The sequence below is a fragment of the Candidatus Baltobacteraceae bacterium genome, from assembly GCA_036559195.1.
Lineage (GTDB): Bacteria > Vulcanimicrobiota > Vulcanimicrobiia > Vulcanimicrobiales > Vulcanimicrobiaceae > JALYTZ01.
This window is the reverse complement of the sequence record DATBTN010000026.1, coordinates 1-15153: the sequence shown is the minus strand read 5'-3', so window position 1 is coordinate 15153 and position 15153 is coordinate 1. Positions and strand designations below refer to the sequence as shown.

17 protein-coding genes are annotated in these 15153 nt (G+C 63.5%); 10 read left to right on the top strand and 7 right to left on the bottom strand.

The window, feature by feature from the left end; genetic code table 11:
• Positions 1-12: 12 nt before the first annotated feature.
• From VIG32_02820 to VIG32_02805, 4 genes are all read left to right on the top strand, one after another.
• A complete protein-coding gene (locus tag VIG32_02820; GenBank protein ID HEY8296938.1) occupies positions 13-801 on the top strand; it encodes an enoyl-CoA hydratase family protein in 789 nt (262 codons plus the stop codon).
• Entirely contained in the window at positions 801-1952 is a 1152-nt protein-coding gene (locus VIG32_02815; GenBank protein HEY8296937.1) for an acyl-CoA dehydrogenase family protein, read from the top strand. Before VIG32_02820 ends, VIG32_02815 begins: the two co-directional genes overlap by 1 nt.
• Positions 1953-1958: 6 nt before the next feature.
• Positions 1959-3596, top strand: a complete 1638-nt coding sequence (locus tag VIG32_02810; GenBank protein ID HEY8296936.1) for an AMP-binding protein — start codon at positions 1959-1961, stop codon at positions 3594-3596.
• Positions 3597-3729: 133 nt separating this feature from the next.
• Positions 3730-4221, top strand: a complete 492-nt coding sequence (locus VIG32_02805) for a hypothetical protein (GenBank protein ID HEY8296935.1) — start codon at positions 3730-3732, stop codon at positions 4219-4221.
• Here the strand turns inward: VIG32_02805 and VIG32_02800 are convergent.
• From VIG32_02800 to VIG32_02785, 4 genes are read right to left on the bottom strand one after another with little or no spacing between them, the layout of a single operon-like run.
• Positions 4205-4594: a RidA family protein gene (locus VIG32_02800; GenBank protein HEY8296934.1), complete on the bottom strand. Its 390-nt coding sequence runs from the start codon at positions 4592-4594 to the stop codon at positions 4205-4207. The two genes, VIG32_02805 and VIG32_02800, sit on opposite strands and share 17 nt — an antisense overlap.
• Positions 4591-6096: a sodium:solute symporter gene (locus VIG32_02795; protein HEY8296933.1), complete on the bottom strand. Its 1506-nt coding sequence runs from the start codon at positions 6094-6096 to the stop codon at positions 4591-4593. The genes VIG32_02800 and VIG32_02795 overlap by 4 nt, the downstream gene beginning before the upstream one ends.
• Entirely contained in the window at positions 6089-6283 is a 195-nt protein-coding gene (locus VIG32_02790; GenBank protein ID HEY8296932.1) for a DUF3311 domain-containing protein, read from the bottom strand. Before VIG32_02790 ends, VIG32_02795 begins: the two co-directional genes overlap by 8 nt.
• A 49-nt stretch (positions 6284-6332) precedes the next feature.
• On the bottom strand, positions 6333-7256 hold the full coding sequence (locus VIG32_02785) for a DMT family transporter (GenBank protein ID HEY8296931.1): 924 nt from the start codon (positions 7254-7256) through the stop codon (positions 6333-6335).
• A 65-nt stretch (positions 7257-7321) separates the two neighbouring features.
• On the opposite strand from VIG32_02785, the gene VIG32_02780 reads away from it, so the two are divergent.
• Complete coding sequence (locus VIG32_02780) at positions 7322-8107, top strand: alpha/beta hydrolase (protein ID HEY8296930.1); 786 nt, start codon at positions 7322-7324, stop codon at positions 8105-8107.
• On the opposite strand, the gene VIG32_02775 is transcribed toward VIG32_02780, so the two are convergent.
• From VIG32_02775 to VIG32_02765, 3 genes are read right to left on the bottom strand one after another with little or no spacing between them, the layout of a single operon-like run.
• Positions 8108-8845 (bottom strand): hypothetical protein, encoded by a 738-nt coding sequence (locus VIG32_02775; protein HEY8296929.1) that lies wholly within the window; start codon positions 8843-8845, stop codon positions 8108-8110.
• Entirely contained in the window at positions 8846-9364 is a 519-nt protein-coding gene (locus VIG32_02770) for a prepilin-type N-terminal cleavage/methylation domain-containing protein (GenBank protein ID HEY8296928.1), read from the bottom strand.
• Positions 9361-10527: an acyltransferase gene (locus VIG32_02765; GenBank protein ID HEY8296927.1), complete on the bottom strand. Its 1167-nt coding sequence runs from the start codon at positions 10525-10527 to the stop codon at positions 9361-9363. The genes VIG32_02770 and VIG32_02765 overlap by 4 nt, the downstream gene beginning before the upstream one ends.
• Before the next feature lie 76 nt (positions 10528-10603).
• Here VIG32_02765 and VIG32_02760 point away from each other — a divergent pair, with 76 nt between their 5' ends.
• From VIG32_02760 to VIG32_02740, 5 genes are all read left to right on the top strand, one after another.
• Positions 10604-11272 carry a hypothetical protein gene (locus VIG32_02760; GenBank protein ID HEY8296926.1) on the top strand — a complete coding sequence of 223 codons (669 nt, stop codon included), beginning with the start codon at positions 10604-10606 and terminating at the stop codon, positions 11270-11272.
• Positions 11273-11404: 132 nt separating this feature from the next.
• Complete coding sequence (rpsL, locus tag VIG32_02755; protein ID HEY8296925.1) at positions 11405-11845, top strand: 30S ribosomal protein S12; 441 nt, start codon at positions 11405-11407, stop codon at positions 11843-11845.
• A 37-nt stretch (positions 11846-11882) separates the two neighbouring features.
• Positions 11883-12353: a 30S ribosomal protein S7 gene (gene rpsG, locus VIG32_02750; protein HEY8296924.1), complete on the top strand. Its 471-nt coding sequence runs from the start codon at positions 11883-11885 to the stop codon at positions 12351-12353.
• A gap of 17 nt (positions 12354-12370) precedes the next feature.
• Positions 12371-14464 (top strand): elongation factor G, encoded by a 2094-nt coding sequence (fusA, locus tag VIG32_02745; protein ID HEY8296923.1) that lies wholly within the window; start codon positions 12371-12373, stop codon positions 14462-14464.
• A 32-nt stretch (positions 14465-14496) separates the two neighbouring features.
• Positions 14497-15153: GTP-binding protein (locus VIG32_02740; GenBank protein ID HEY8296922.1), on the top strand; the 657-nt coding region annotated here is incomplete at its 3' end.

Below are 15153 nucleotides of genomic sequence, written 5' to 3'. Positions count from 1 at the left end.
GGTGAACGATAGATGAGACACTTTCAGTGGGAGGTCGACGGCCGCGTGGCCACGATCACGCTCGACCGCCCGGAGCGCAAGAATCCGCTCACCTTCGAATCGTATGCCGAGTTACTGGAACGATTCCGCTCGCTCAAAGAGGACGCTTCGATCAAAGCGATCGTTTTGAGCGGCGCGGGCGGTAATTTTTGTTCGGGCGGAGACGTCCGCGAGATCATCGGGCCGCTGACCGAACGTTCTCCGGAACATCTGCGCGAGTTTACGCAGATGACCGGCGATTTGGTCAAAGCGATGCGCGGCTGCCCGCAACCGATCGTGGCCGCGATCGACGGCGTCTGCGTGGGGGCGGGCGCGATCCTCGCAATGGCATCGGATATTCGTTACGGCACCAAGCAGAGCCGGGTCGCGTTTCTCTTTACCCGCGTCGGCCTCTCGGGCTGCGACATGGGAGCCAGCGCCATGCTTCCACGCATCGTTGGGCTCGGCCGGGCGGCCGAACTGCTCTACACGGGCCGCAGCATGGATGGCGGCGAGGCGCTCGCGTGGGGATTTTACAATGGGGTGTACGGACCTGAGAGCGTGCTCGCCGAAGCGAAATCGCTCGCACACGCGCTCGCAAACGGGCCGACGTTCGCGCACGCGATGACGAAAAAGATGCTGCACGAAGAATGGGATATGCCGCTGGATGCCGCGATCGATGCCGAAGCGCGCGCGCAGGCCATCTGTATGGAGACCAAGGATTTCCGGCGCGCGTACGAGGCCTTCATCGCGGGCCAGCGCCCGGTCTTTCAGGGCGATTGATGCCGGACCGCAGTTTTCTGGATTGGCCCTTCTTTAGCGAAACGCACCGCGAACTGGCGCGCGATCTCGGAGCGTGGGCGGCGGCGCAGAGCTACCCGCAGACGCGCGACCCATCGGCGGAGTGCGTGGGCTGGGTACGGGCGCTGGGCGCGGCCGGATGGCTACGGTGGGTGGTTCCAGCGGCGTACGGGGGAGCTTGCGACCGGCTCGACGTGCGCTCGATCTGCATCGCGCGCGAAACGCTGGCCTATCGCGACGGCATCGCGGAGTTCGCGTTTGCGATGCAGGGCCTGGGAAGCGGAGCGATACAGCTCGCAGGTTCGCAGGAGTTGCAGGCTCGCTATCTGCCCGCCGTCGGGGCGGGCCGCGCGATCGCGGCGTTTGCGATCTCGGAGCGCGACGCGGGCTCGGACGTTGCCGCCATGCAGACGCGCGCGCGTCGCGACGGGCAATCGTACGTTCTTGACGGCGAAAAGACCTGGATCAGTAACGCCGGGATAGCCGATTTCTACGTGGTGTTCGCGCGCACCGGCGATGCCGGCGCCAAGGGGCTGAGCGCGTTCGTCGTCGAGAAAGAATCCGCGGGATTCGCGGTGACCGAAACCATCGATACGATCGCGCCGCATCCGCTCGGCACGATCCGCTTCGCCGAGTGCCGGATCCCCGCGGGCAATCGAATCGGCGCGGAGGGTGAGGGCTTCAAAATCGCGATGGCCACGCTCGACGTCTTTCGCGCGACGGTCGGCGCGGCCGCCCTCGGCTTCGCTCGACGCGCATTCGATGAGAGCCGCACGCATGCCAAGAGCCGCACCCTGTTCGGCGCGCCGCTCGCGGCGCTGCAACTCACGCAGGCAAAACTCGCGGCGATGGCGCTCGATATCGACGCGAGCGCGCTGCTCGTCTATCGCGCGGCGTGGACCAAAGATACCGGCGCGGCGCGCGTGACGCGCGAAGCCGCGATGGCAAAGCTTTTTGCAACCGAGGCCGCCGGGCGCGTCTGCGATGCGGCCGTTCAACTCTTCGGAGGGCGCGGAGTGACGCGCGGCGAGATCGTCGAAGCGCTCTATCGCGACGTGCGGGCGCTGCGCATTTACGAGGGCGCGAGCGAAGTGCAGCACATCGTCATCGCCCGTTCGGTCTTGGAGGAGTAGAACGTCATGCCGACCGCTCACGTCGACACGTTCGCGCGGGATCGCTTGCCGCCCCGAGAGTTGTGGCCGGAATTTCGCTTCGATCTGCCCGAACTTCACTATCCCGACTACGTCAATTGTGCGACGCGTCTGATCGACCGGCACGTGCGAGCCGGCGCCGGCGGGCGCCGCTGCATCGTCTCCCCGACGGTGAGCTGGACCTACGACGACGTCTTGCGCAAGGCTAATCAAATCGCGCGCGTGCTGACCGAGGATCTCGGCATCGTTCCGGGCAATCGCGTGCTGTTGCGCGCGCCGAATACGCCGATGATGGCGGCATCGTGGCTCGCCGTGATGAAGGCCGGCGCGGTGGCGGTGACGACGATGCCGCTCTATCGAGCGAGCGAATTGCGCTACATGATCGAAAAAGCGCGGGTCCGCGTGGCGCTCTGCGATCTTCGGCTGCGCGACGAACTCGAGACGGCCGCCGCCGGCGTCGACGGCTTTGCGACGGTGTATTTTGAATCGAACGCTCGCGACGGACTCGAGTCGCTGATTTCCGCCAAGCCCGGGGATTTTGAAAACGTCGCGACCGCCGTCGACGACGTCGCAATCATCGGCTTCACATCGGGTACGACCGGTACGCCGAAAGCCGCGCTGCATTTTCATCGCGACGTTCTCGCGACCTGCGATACGTATGGCTCGAAGGTGCTGCGCGCAAAACCTGACGATCTCTTTTGTGGAAGCCCGCCGCTCGCGTTTACCTTTGGGTTAGGCGGCTTGCTGCTCTTTCCACTCGATGCCGGCGCGGCAACGCTGCTGTTGGAGAAAGCCGGTCCCGAACCCCTCATGCAAGCAATCGAGCAGCGGGGAGTTACCGTCGTTTTTACCGCGCCGATCGCTTACCGCGCGATGGCCGAACTCACCGCAACCTACGATAGTACGACGCTGCGCACGTGCGTCTCGGCCGGCGAGACGCTGCCGCTGCCGATCTGGGAAGCGTGGCGCGCGAAGACCGGGCTCGAGATTCTCGACGGAATCGGCAGCACCGAGATGCTGCATATCTTTGTGGGATCTCCGAGAGGCCGCATACGCGGAGGCGCGACGGGTGAGGCCGTGCCCGGGTATATCGCGGAGATTCATGACGACGACGGTAAGCCGCTCCCCCCGAACGCGGTCGGCCGTTTGGCCGTGAAAGGTCCGACGGGCTGTCGCTATCTCGACGACGAGCGCCAGCACACGTACGTGCGCGACGGCTGGAACTATCCGGGCGACGCCTACCGCATGGACGAAGACGGCTATTTCTGGTATGTCGCACGTACCGACGATATGATCATCTCCGCGGGCTACAATATCTCTGGTCCGGAAGTCGAACAGGCGCTGCTCGCGCACGATCACGTGCGCGAGTGCGCCGTGGTCGCCAAACCCGATCCCGTCCATTCGACCAGCATCGTAAAAGCCTACGTCGTTCTGACCGACGGCTGCGCGCCCGACGACGCGAAATGCGAGGAACTCAAAGGCTTCGTCCGCGATCGAATCGCCGCGTTCAAAGCGCCGCGCGAGATCGAATTCGTCGCGCAGCTTCCGCGCACCGAAACCGGCAAAGTCCAACGCTACCGCCTCCGCGAACGCGCCGCAGCCGACCCCCACCCCCTGTCATCCTGAGCTTGTCGAAGGATGAGCTTGTCGAAGGATGAGCTTGTCGAAGGATGAGCTTGTCGAAGGATGAGCTTGTCGAAGGATGGGGCCCGTCGAAGGGCGTTTGATTGAGCTGAGCTGGCTCAGGGCATATCTCGTCATGAGCATCGTTTCGAAGATCTTTCTCGGCACGCTCGCGGGTGCGGCGGGAACCGCCACGCTCAACAGCATTACCTATCTCGATATGGCCGTACGCGGACGTCCCCCGAGCGAGCTTTCCGGAAAAATGGCGCGCAAATTGGCCGCGCTGGCGGGCGAAGATGAGCTTGCGAAGCCGGCCGAAGAGCAAAGCGACGCCACGAAAAATCGCGTCAGCGGTCTCGGGGCGCTGCTTGGCTACGTCGACGGTTTTGGAGCCGGAGCGATTTTCGGCGCGCTGCGGCCGGCGATGCGCGGCATGCCGTGGTTCGTCGCCGGTATCGGACTCGGCGCGCTGACGATGGCGATGAGCGAGGGAGCCGCGACCGCTCTTGGCCAGACCGATCCCTCGGAGTGGTCGGCGTCGGATTGGGCGGCCGATATCGTTCCGCGCTGCGTCTACGGATGGGTGACGTGCATCGCTTTCGACGCGATGACTAGAGAACCGCGGTAGCCTCGATCTCGACGAGCGCGCGATCTTCGAGCAGCGCCGCCACCTGCACGAGCGTCATCGCGGGATAGTGCGCACCGACAATCGTGCGATACGCGGCGCCGATCTGCGCGAGCGCGTTGCGGTACGCGCGTTTATCGGTCACGTACCACGTGAGGCGAACGATCTGCTCGGGCCGGCCGCCGGCCGCCGCGACGATCGCGACGACGTTGCGCAGCGCCTGCGCGGTCTGCTCGCCGAAATCGTCGCTGACGAATTCGCCGCGCTCGTTCCATCCGATCTGTCCGGCGACGAAAAGCAGGCGGCCGGTGGCGAGGATGCCATCGCTGTAGCCGCGCGGTTGCGGCCACCCGTCGGGGCGTACGACGTCGCTCATGCGTAGTCCGCCGTAGCGGTCAGGTCGCCGCCCGCCGGCACGTTGGCCGCGCGGAAGATCCACGTGAAGACGACGCTGACGATGAGATTAACGATAAAAGCGTAGAGCAAGATGGCTCCTGGAATCGACGTTCCGAGAAACGAAAGCGAGAAGACCGCCGCGAAGTTGGTCGCGTAGGCCATGATCGCGGTCGTCAGCATGCCTGCAAACCACCCGGCGAGCAGGGCGTTGGAATGGAACCAGCGCGTATAGAGCCCGAGAACCACCGCCGGAAAGATCTGCAGCATCCACGCGCCGCCGAGAAGCTGGAAGTTAATCGAGAACTTCGGCTGTACGCCGGTTGCGATAACGAGCGCGCCAAGCAAGATAGCGAGCGAGATATAGCGCGCGAGGTTGCTCGCGCCGCCGGCTCGCGTCTGGCGACCGTTAAACGATTGGACGATGTTGCTTGCAAACAGATTGGCGGCGCCGATCGCCATGATCGCCGCCGGTACGAGCGCGCCGATGATGATGCCCGCGAACGCGACGCCCGTAAACCAGTTGGGAAAGAAGCGATTGAAGAGATCGGGCACCGCGAAGTTGTTGTTGGTTTCGTGAATCCCCGCGGCTAGCGCGCAGTACCCCAAAAGCGCTAGGAAGGTCAGCATGATGCTATAGAGCGGCAGCAACGCGCAGTTGCGCCGAATCACGTCGGCGCTTTTGGCCGAGAGCAGGCTCGTCATCGAATGCGGGTAGAGAAAGAGCGCGAACGCGGAGCCGAGCGCGAGCGAGGCATAAGCGAAATACATGTGCGGACCGATGACGATCGAACCCGGGGTCGGCTTGGCCGCAAGCGCCGTTGCGGCCGCGTCGAAAATGTGACCCCAGCCGCCGAGCTTCGCCGGAATAATGACGATCGCGGCGATGACGGTGACGTAGATGAGCGTATCTTTAACGAACGCGATCATCGCCGGCGCGCGAAGTCCGCTCGTGAACGTGTAGGCTCCGAGCAAGACAAACGCCACGATCAGCATGAGCAGCGCCGAATCGTGCGACGCGGCGATACCGCTGCGCTCGAGAACGGTCTGCATGCCGATGAGCTGCAGTGCGATGTACGGCATCGTGGCGAGTACGCCCGTGATCGCGATCGCGAGTTCGAGCCAGCGGCTGCCGAAGCGATCCCGGACGAAATCCGCGCTCGTCACGTAGCCGCGCTTCTTAGCAATCGTCCAGAAGCGCGCCATGACGAGAAACGCGAAAGGATAGGCGATCGTCGTGTACGGCACCGCAAAAAACGCAATGGCGCCGGCCCCGAACGCGAGCGCCGGAACGGCGATAAACGTGTACGCGGTGTAGAGGTCGCCGCCGAGCAAGAACCACGTAACGATCGTGCCGAAGGATCGGCCGCCGAGCGCCCACTGGTCGAGGTTCGTGAGGTTCGCACCGCCCCAGCGCGCCGCCAGGAAGCCCAGCACGGTGACGCCCAAAACGAGGACGATAAGAACGATCGTACCGCTAGCCATCCGCCGGCTCCCGCGTGGCGAGGTACACGATCCACACGATCAACGCGCACAGCACGATCCAGAGAAACTGGTAGAAATAAAAGAACGGGAATCCGAACACGACCGGATCGCGGCGGGCGTAAAACGGCACCCACAGCGTAGCGACGAACGGCACGAGCAGCAGCCAATACCAGAAGCGCTTCTTCATAGTCGCGCTCTTTCGCGCGCGCGAATTGTCAGCCCCGCCGGTTCGCGCGTCAGCGCTCCACGGGCAGCGTCCGCTGGGCCCACAATGCCGTGAGCGAGACGCCGCCGATCAATTGCGAGAGTGCCATCCCCGCAATACAGATCGCGATCCCGGCGATCTCGTAGCCGGTGATATGCGAATGCAGAATCAGGACGCTGAAGACGCCGGCGAGGATCGGCAGCAGATAAGCAAAGAGCGAGGTCCGCCCCGCGCCGAGCTGGGTGATGCCGTAGCTCCAGACCGGATAGGTCAATAAAACCGGAAAAAGCGTGGCGTAGGCGAAGGCGCCCCAGTCCGCCGGCGTGACCCGGGTGAAATCCTGATGTACGAATGCCGGTATGGCTCCGGGCAGAATCATCAGCATGCCGAAGAACATCGTGATCGCCAGCAGCGAGAGCGGCGAATAGCGCCCCAACAGGCGCGCGCTGAGCACGTTGTAGAGCGCGAACACGAGCGCCGCGCCGAGCGTCAGACCATCGCCCAAACGCACGCTGAAGCGCCCCGAGAAGGCGCCCTCGAAGACGGCGACGCCCACGATCGCGAGGATCGCGCCGGACCAGCGTCCGCTGCGAACGCGCTCGTGACCGGTGGCCGCCACGATGCCGAGCGTGAGAATCGGCGTCAGGCTGCCGAAGAGTGCCGACGCGAACGCGGTCGTATGTGCGAGCCCGACGATCCACAGATACTGATAGACGCCGTATCCGCAGGCGGCGCAGGCGATGAGGATCGGCAGATCGCGCCGCTCGATGTGAATCCGCTCGCCGCGAAGTTTGGCGAGCAAGAGTGCGAGCGGCGTCATGATGACGAAGCGCAGACCGGTCAAGGCGAGCGGACTAAAATCCTCGAGCGTGCGTTTGAGAATAACCGAATTGAGCGCCCAGCAGCTGACGACGTAGAGGAGTCCGAGGTAGATGAGGAATCGTCCGGGCTTCACGGCGACCTCTCGCGTTCGACAAGCGTCTACGAAAAGCCCCGACATCTCGGGTATGATTGACGAGCATGAACGATTTGGTGCATCGGTTTATCGAGCACGACGGCGTGCGGCTCTGCCTGGAGCGTCGCGGCGATGGTCCGCGTCACATCCTCTTCGCGCACGGTTGGATCAGCGCGCGCCGCATGTGGTACGACGTCGCCGACCGGCTCGACGCGCGCGCGTACTCGCTGCACTTGCTCGATTTTCGCGGCTGCGGTCTCTCCGATCGCCCGATGGACGGGCACGAACTCGAAGGCTATACCGCAGATCTGCGAGCGGCGCTCGCCGCCGTCGATGCGCCGGTGACGCTCGTGGGCCATTCGATGGGCGGCAAGATCGCGCAGTATCTTGCAACGCAACGGCCCGCGAATCTCGAACGGCTGATTCTGCTCGCGCCGGGAACCGCGCACGCGGTTCGACTCAACGAAAAGCATCGCCGGCTTTCGCTCGATGCTTTCGGCAATCGACAAAAGATCGAGGCGTTTCAGCGCGCGGCGATGGCGCGGACGATTTCGGAGGCGAGTCTGGCGCGGATCGTTGACGACGCGCTCGTCGGTCAGCGCGAGGCCTGGTTCGGCTGGTACGATCGCGGACGGACCGCCGAATTCTTCGACCGCTTAGCGCTGATCGACGTGCCGACGATCGCCGTGGCCGGTGCGAAGGATCCGCTCGCGCCGCCGAACCGCGTCAAGAAAGACGTGGCGGAAGCGATCGCCGGCTGTCTCTTTCTCACCCTTCGCAACGCGGGTCATAACCTGCCCGTCGAATCGCCGGACGAAGTGGCCGGTATCATCGAACGCTTTCGCGCCTAGCTACGGCGACCAGCCCGTAGCGTTGCCGTTGCCGCTGGACCAGCCTTGCCGCTGCCAGCGGCTGCCGTTCGCGCATGCGTCGCTGACCGCGTTGCGGTACTGGACGCGCACGACCGTTTCGTCGCCGGCCACGGGTCCACAGTCGGCGCCGGCCGGAACCGCGTGCCCGCCGTCGTCGCCTTCGCTCGCGACGGTATCGGCAAGCGACGCGTCGCGCACGCCGGCGATCGTTGCGTACGGCGGCGCGGCGAACGTACGCAGCGTGAGCGTTTGGGTACGCGTTGCCAGCACGGTGCCGTCGGGTGCCGAAACGTCGACGACGATTCGCGCCGCGAGGCGTCCTTCGTCGACGCGGTCGTTGGATTCGAGATTCTCCGCGCAGTTGGTCGTCGCCGCATCGCACGCCGCCGGTGACGATGAAACTCGTACGTTTTGAACGTTGTCGAACGTAACGCGCGCGCCGGTGTAAAAACTGCACGGCACCGTCTCACCGGCGCACCGCGCCGGAAGCGGAGCGACCGAGAGAGCGGGCGCGAGCGCCCGTGGGTCCACGGCACCGTCGCGCAGGCGGCTCGCGATCGTTTCGCGGGCGGCCGCAGCCGCCCGCTCGAAGCCGGCGGTGAGGTACTGCTCGGCAATGCGATGCTCGCTCGCGCGCGTCATCGCCAGACCGCCGGAAAGAATCGTCGTTGCGGCGAGCGCGATGACGCTTGCAAAAAAGAGCGCGTTTGCGAGCATCTACGGAGCGCCCGCCGGTTCGGGCACGAGACCCGCGGGAGCGATCCGGGTCCCGGGCGCGGGCGCCCGCACGTGAAGGGTCGCGCGCTGCGAAACGCTGCCCGAATCGGCGTGATCGGGATCGGGCGGATAGGTTAGCGTGATCGTCACCTCGGCGCTGGGAAGCGTCGGATCGATCCCCGCAGGATCCGGCGTCTGCAGTTGGCGGTATGCGGCCGTAATCGCGACCGGCATCGTCGTGGGCGGCGCATCGGGAACGGCCAGCGGCAGCGCCGTCTGCCAACTGCCCGAGGGTGAAATCCCAGGCTGGCCGTACTTCCACGCGTCCTGCGCGACGCCGACCAGCGAGCGTGCGAACGCGAGCGCGGCGGTACGATGCGGTCCGGCTTGATGCGTGCCGTACTTTCCAAACGCGGCCAGCGCCCAGAGCGCGCCGCCGGCCGCGATTGCCACGAGCGCGACCGATACGGCGGCTTCGACGAGCGTAAATCCGCGCTGACTGCGGAGATGCGATTTCACGAATCGGTGAGTGCCCGGCTTTCGCGCAATCGCGACAGAAATGCGATGGCGCGCCGCGCGGGTACGCGCAAGAGCGGTCGCTCGAAGAAGTAGGTAACGAGTGCGGCTTGCGCGATCGTCGTGCCGAACGCGATCCACGTGTAGAGCACCTGCCAGTGCGGATCGTGATGCGGATCGCTCGTCAGATACGGCGGAACGCCGTGCGCGAGCAATTCGCGCGCCAGCGGCTGATGATAGAGATACAGATTGTACGAAATGGTTGCGAAGAAGAGCAGTACGGGGTTTGCGAGGGTACGTTTCCACGCCGCCGTCGCGAGCAGCGATCCGAGCGCGACGAGCGCGAACGCGACGCCGATCCACGTGCGATTGACGATCTGCCACACCGTCGACCATTGATCCGTGAAGCGAAAGGCCCAGAGGTTTTCGAGCAGCGCGATCGAGAACGCGAATCCGGCGATCGCTGCGAGCGTCGCTCCCAAACGCAGCGCCGGCCGCTCCAGCGCGCGGTCGCGCCACTGCAGATAGAGATATGCCGCGATCATTCCGGCGGCGAAGATGTCGAGATATCCCGGCAAGTTCTCGATCATCTGCAGCGCGTGGGTCGGCAGGCAGCAAGCCTGGGCTTCTAGGCGGTAGATCAAAGCGAGCGCCGTCATCGTTGCGGCCGTGATCCACGGAGCGCGTTTGAAGCACCACCAGATCAGCGGAAAGAGCGCGTAGAATTGCACTTCGACCGCGAGCGTCCAGAGCACGCCGTTGATCGATCCGTACGTTTGGCCCCACCACGTGTGGATGAAGAGCAGATGGGTGACGATATCGCGCGCGGCCTGCGCGGCCGTATCGAAATGGGCGTAGCCGATCGCTACGACGACGGCAATCGAGAGGACGTAGGACGGTACGATCTTCACGAAACGCCGGTAGTAGAAGTGCTTCCACGTCGGCGCCGGGACGCCATCGAAGCGCTCGCGCAGAAACGGATAGACGATGACGAATCCGCTGATGAAGAAGAACAAGTGGACGCCGACAAAACCGGTCTCGGGAATAAACTGCCACGCCGGCAGCGGGGCCGGGAGCCACGAAATCTCCCAAACGTGATACCAGAGCACGAGCAGCACGGCGATGCCGCGCAACCCATCGAGCACCCCCAGCCGGTTCTGCCTCACTCGCCGCCGATTCGACGACCTCCCGGTGCGCCGCTGCTTCGAGGGGCAAGGCCGGCGTGCCGCAAAGGTAAGACCGATGTACAACATTCATGCCGAGCGATCGGCCGGCTATTCGGCGGTCGCCTACGTTATCGTGCTGCTCGTAGCCGGGTTGATCCCGGGAACGCCGCCGCCGCTGAACGCCTCGGCGGCCGAGATCGCGAGCTACGTGACCGCGCATCAATCCATGCTGCTGCTCGCGTCGTGGCTGGCCTTTCCGGGGATCGCGTTCTTTCTATGGTACGTCGTTGGATTGCGCGCCTATCTGCGCCAGGCGCCCGGCCAGGACGAAGGCTTGGGCGACTACCTGCTGGCGGCCGGCCTGCTCACGGCCGTCGTGGCGCTCGTGTCGGCCGTCTTCCAGGCGGTGCTCGGCTATCACGCGGGCGACCTCGGGGCCGTCGCCCTGCGCGTTCTCTACGATGCCTTTGCCATATCGGGAATTCTGCTCTACATACCGCTCGCGATCTACGTTTTGGCCGCGAGCCTCAGCTCGCGCCGTCACCACAGCTTTCCGCCGCTGCTCACGGCGCTCGGCTTCGTCTCGGCGCTGGGAGCGGGCATCTCAACGCTCTCGATCTTCTTTAAAGGAGGCGTGCTCGCGCCCAACGGAGCGCTCACGCTGATCCTCGGATTGGTCCTGTACGGAATCTGGACGATCGGCACCGGAATCGTGCTCGTTCGCGACGCCGGCAAGACCCGCTGACGGTGCGGTATGCTGCGGCATTGGGGTTTGACGAGGCGGAAAGTCCCTGCTATACTGCCGTAGTTCAGGCCCACCCCCGGGTGTGGCCCGATTTCTGTGTCCCGAGTTTTTTTGAATCCTCTAGGAGTATTAGTGCCCACTATTAGTCAGTTGGTTCGCAAGGGCCGCCAGAAGGCCGAGAAAAAGGTCAAAACCCCGGCGTTCCGCGTCATTCAGACCGGACCCAAGCCGGGCCATCCTGACCTGCCTTTACGCACGTTCGAAGTTGCGGGTAACCCGCAGCGCCGCGGCGTCTGCACGCAAGTGAAGACCGTGACCCCGAAGAAGCCGAACTCGGCACTTCGTAAGGTCGCCCGCGTCCGCTTGACCAACGGCGAAGAAGTGACGGCATACATCCCCGGCATCGGACACAATTTGCAGGAGCACTCCGTGGTGCTCGTGCGCGGCGGACGCGTCAAGGATCTTCCGGGCGTGCGCTACCACATCATCCGCGGAACGCTCGACACATCGGGTACCGCCAATCGCAAGCAAGGCCGCTCCAAGTACGGCGCCAAGCGTTCCGTGAAGAAATAACTCCTCGACATGCTCAGGATGACAACAAAGGAAAAAAATGCCTCGTAAAGGTCCGGCTCCGAAGCGGCAGATTCTGCCCGATCCGAAATTCAACAGCAAAGTGCTCGCGCGTTTCATCAATAAAGTGATGCTGCAGGGCAAGAAGTCGCTGGCGGAACGCATCACCTATGGCGCGCTCGAAGTAGTGACCGAAAAGACCGGCCGCGACGCGATGGATGTTTTCTCGCAGGCGCTCTCCAACGCGATGCCGCTGGTCGAAGTGCGTCCACGCCGCGTCGGCGGCGCGACCTACCAAGTGCCGATGGAGGTCCGCCCGGACCGCCGTCAGGCGATGGCGATGCGCTGGCTGATCAATTATGCGCGCGCTCGCGCCGGCCGCTCGATGGAAGAGAAGCTGGCGGGCGAGTTGATGGACGCGGCCAACAATATGGGCCAGTCCATCAAAAAACGCGAAGACACGCACAAGATGGCCGAAGCGAACAAAGCCTTCGCTCACTACCGCTGGTAATCGTTTAAGCAAGAATCATGGCAAGAGAATACCCACTCGAACGCACCCGGAACATCGGTATCGCCGCGCACATCGATGCCGGCAAGACCACGTGTACGGAACGCATTCTGTTCTACACCGGCCGCACGCACAAGATCGGCGAAGTGCACGACGGCGCCGCCACCATGGACTGGATGGTCCAGGAGCAAGAGCGCGGCATCACGATCACGTCCGCCGCGACTGCCTGTACCTGGCGCGACACGCGGATCAATATTATTGATACGCCTGGGCACGTGGACTTCACCGTCGAAGTCGAGCGCTCGCTGCGCGTGCTCGACGGCCTCGTCGCGCTCTTCGACTCGGTTGCCGCCGTGCAGCCGCAGTCCGAGACCGTGTGGCGCCAGGCCAACAAGTACAAAGTTCCGCGCATCATCTTCGTCAATAAAATGGACCGCATGGGTGCGGACTTCTTCAACGCGGTCGACAAGATCCGCGAGCGGCTGGGCGCCAACGCCTGCCCGATTCAAGTACCGATCGGGGCGGAAGAGAACTTCGAAGGCGTCGTCGATCTCTTCACCATGAAGAAGATCGTCTATACCGACGATGCCGGCTCCACGATGGACGAACAAGAAGTCGAAGGCGAGCTGCGCGAACTCGCGATGACGTGGCGTCAGGAGCTCATCGAAAATATCGCCGAGCAAGACGACGAATTGCTGGAGATGTTCTTCGACGGCAAAGAACTGCCGATCGACCGCATGAAGGAAGCGCTGCGCAAGGCGACGATCGCCGGTACGGTGCTTCCGATGCTCTGCGGCTCGGCGTTTAAGAATAAAGGCATTCAGCCGCTGCTCGACGCGATCGTCGAGTTTCTTCCGTCGCCGCTGCAAGCCAAGAAGATCACCGGCGTCGATGCCGATACGGGCGCGGAGCTTTCGCGCCGGGCCGACGATGCCGAGCCGTTCGCGGCACTAGCGTTTAAGATCGCGACCGATCCGTACGGCAACTTGACGTATTTCCGCGTCTACTCGGGCGTGCTCAACAAGGGCTCGTACGTGTACAACGCGCGCTCCGGCAAAAAAGAGCGCATCGGGCGCATCCTGCGCATGCACGCGAACCATCGCGAAGATATCGACTCGATCGGCGCGGGCGACATCGCGGCGGCGGTCGGCCTGGGCGATACGCGCACGGGCGACACGCTCTGCGACGAAAAGAACGTCATCATTCTCGAGAACATCGTGTTCCCCGAGCCGGTCATCTTCCAGGCGATCGAGCCGAAGACCAAGGGCGATCAGGACAAGCTGGGCATCGCGCTCACGCGCTTGGCACAGGAAGATCCGACGTTCCGCATGCGTACCGACGAGGAGACGCAGCAGACGATCATCGGCGGTATGGGCGAACTGCATCTCGAGATCATCGTCGATCGTCTCCGTCGCGAATTCAAAGTGGAAGCCAACGTCGGCAAGCCGCAGGTTGCCTATAAAGAAGCGATCACCAAGACCGTCGAAAAACAGGGCAAGTTCATCCGCCAGTCGGGCGGCAAAGGCCAGTTCGGCGACGTCTGGCTGCGCGTGGAGCCACAGGCACCGGGCACCGGCTTCGTCTTCGAGTGGAAGATCGTCGGCGGCGCGGTTCCCAAGGAATACTCCAAGGCCGTGCAGTCCGGCATCGAAGAGTCGTCGCAAAACGGCGTGCTGGCGGGCTACCCCGTGCTCGACTTCAAGGTCACGGCGTTCGACGGCAGCTACCACGACGTCGACTCCTCGGAGATGGCGTTTAAGATCGCCGCATCGATGGGCTGGAAAGAAGCCAATCGCGCGGCCGGGCCGATTTTGCTCGAGCCCATCATGAAAGTTGAAGTCACCACGCCCAAGGAATACCTTGGCGCGATCAACGGTGATCTCAATCGCCGGCGCGGCATGATTCAATCGACGGAAGAGGCTGCGGGCGGCGCGCAAGTAATTCTTGCCAACGTTCCGCTCTCGGAGATGTTCGGATACGCGACCGATATGCGTTCTGCGACGCAGGGCCGCGCGACGTACACCATGGAGTTTTCGCATTACGAGAAGGCTCCGAAGTCGGTTGAAGAAGAGATTGTCGCAAAGGCTGCCGGCAAGAAAACCTCAGCAGCTTAAAACCCTAAAATAAGGAACCAAACGAGGAAATAATGGCGAAGGCTAAATTCGAGCGCACGAAACCGCACGTTAACATCGGCACGACGGGGCACGTCGATCACGGCAAGACGACGCTCACGGCCGCGATCACGCATTGCCTCTCAACGGAAGGCCTCGCGACGGCGCGCGGCGTCGACGAGATCGACAACGCTCCTGAGGAAAAAGAGCGCGGCATTACGATCGCGATCTCGCACCAAGAGTACGAGACCAAGAAGCGCCATTACGCACACGTCGACTGCCCCGGTCATGCCGACTACATCAAGAACATGATCACCGGCGCGGCGCAGATGGACGGCGCGATCCTCGTCGTTTCGGCGACGGACGGCCCGATGCCGCAAACCCGCGAACACATTCTGCTTATGAAACAGGTCGGCGTTCCGAAGATCGTCGTCTTCTTGAATAAGTGCGACATGGTCGACGACGAGGAGCTCCTCGAGCTCGTCGAAATGGAAGTCCGCGAACTCCTGACCAAACAGGATTTCCCGGGCGACGACACGCCGATCGTTCGCGGCTCGGCGCTCAAGGCGCTCCAGTCCGACGGCAAGCGCGGCAATCCGGCCACCGATCCGATCTTCAAGTTGATGGATACCGTCGACGAGTACATCCCGGATCCGGTTCGTCAGACCGACAAGCCCTTCTTGATGCCGATC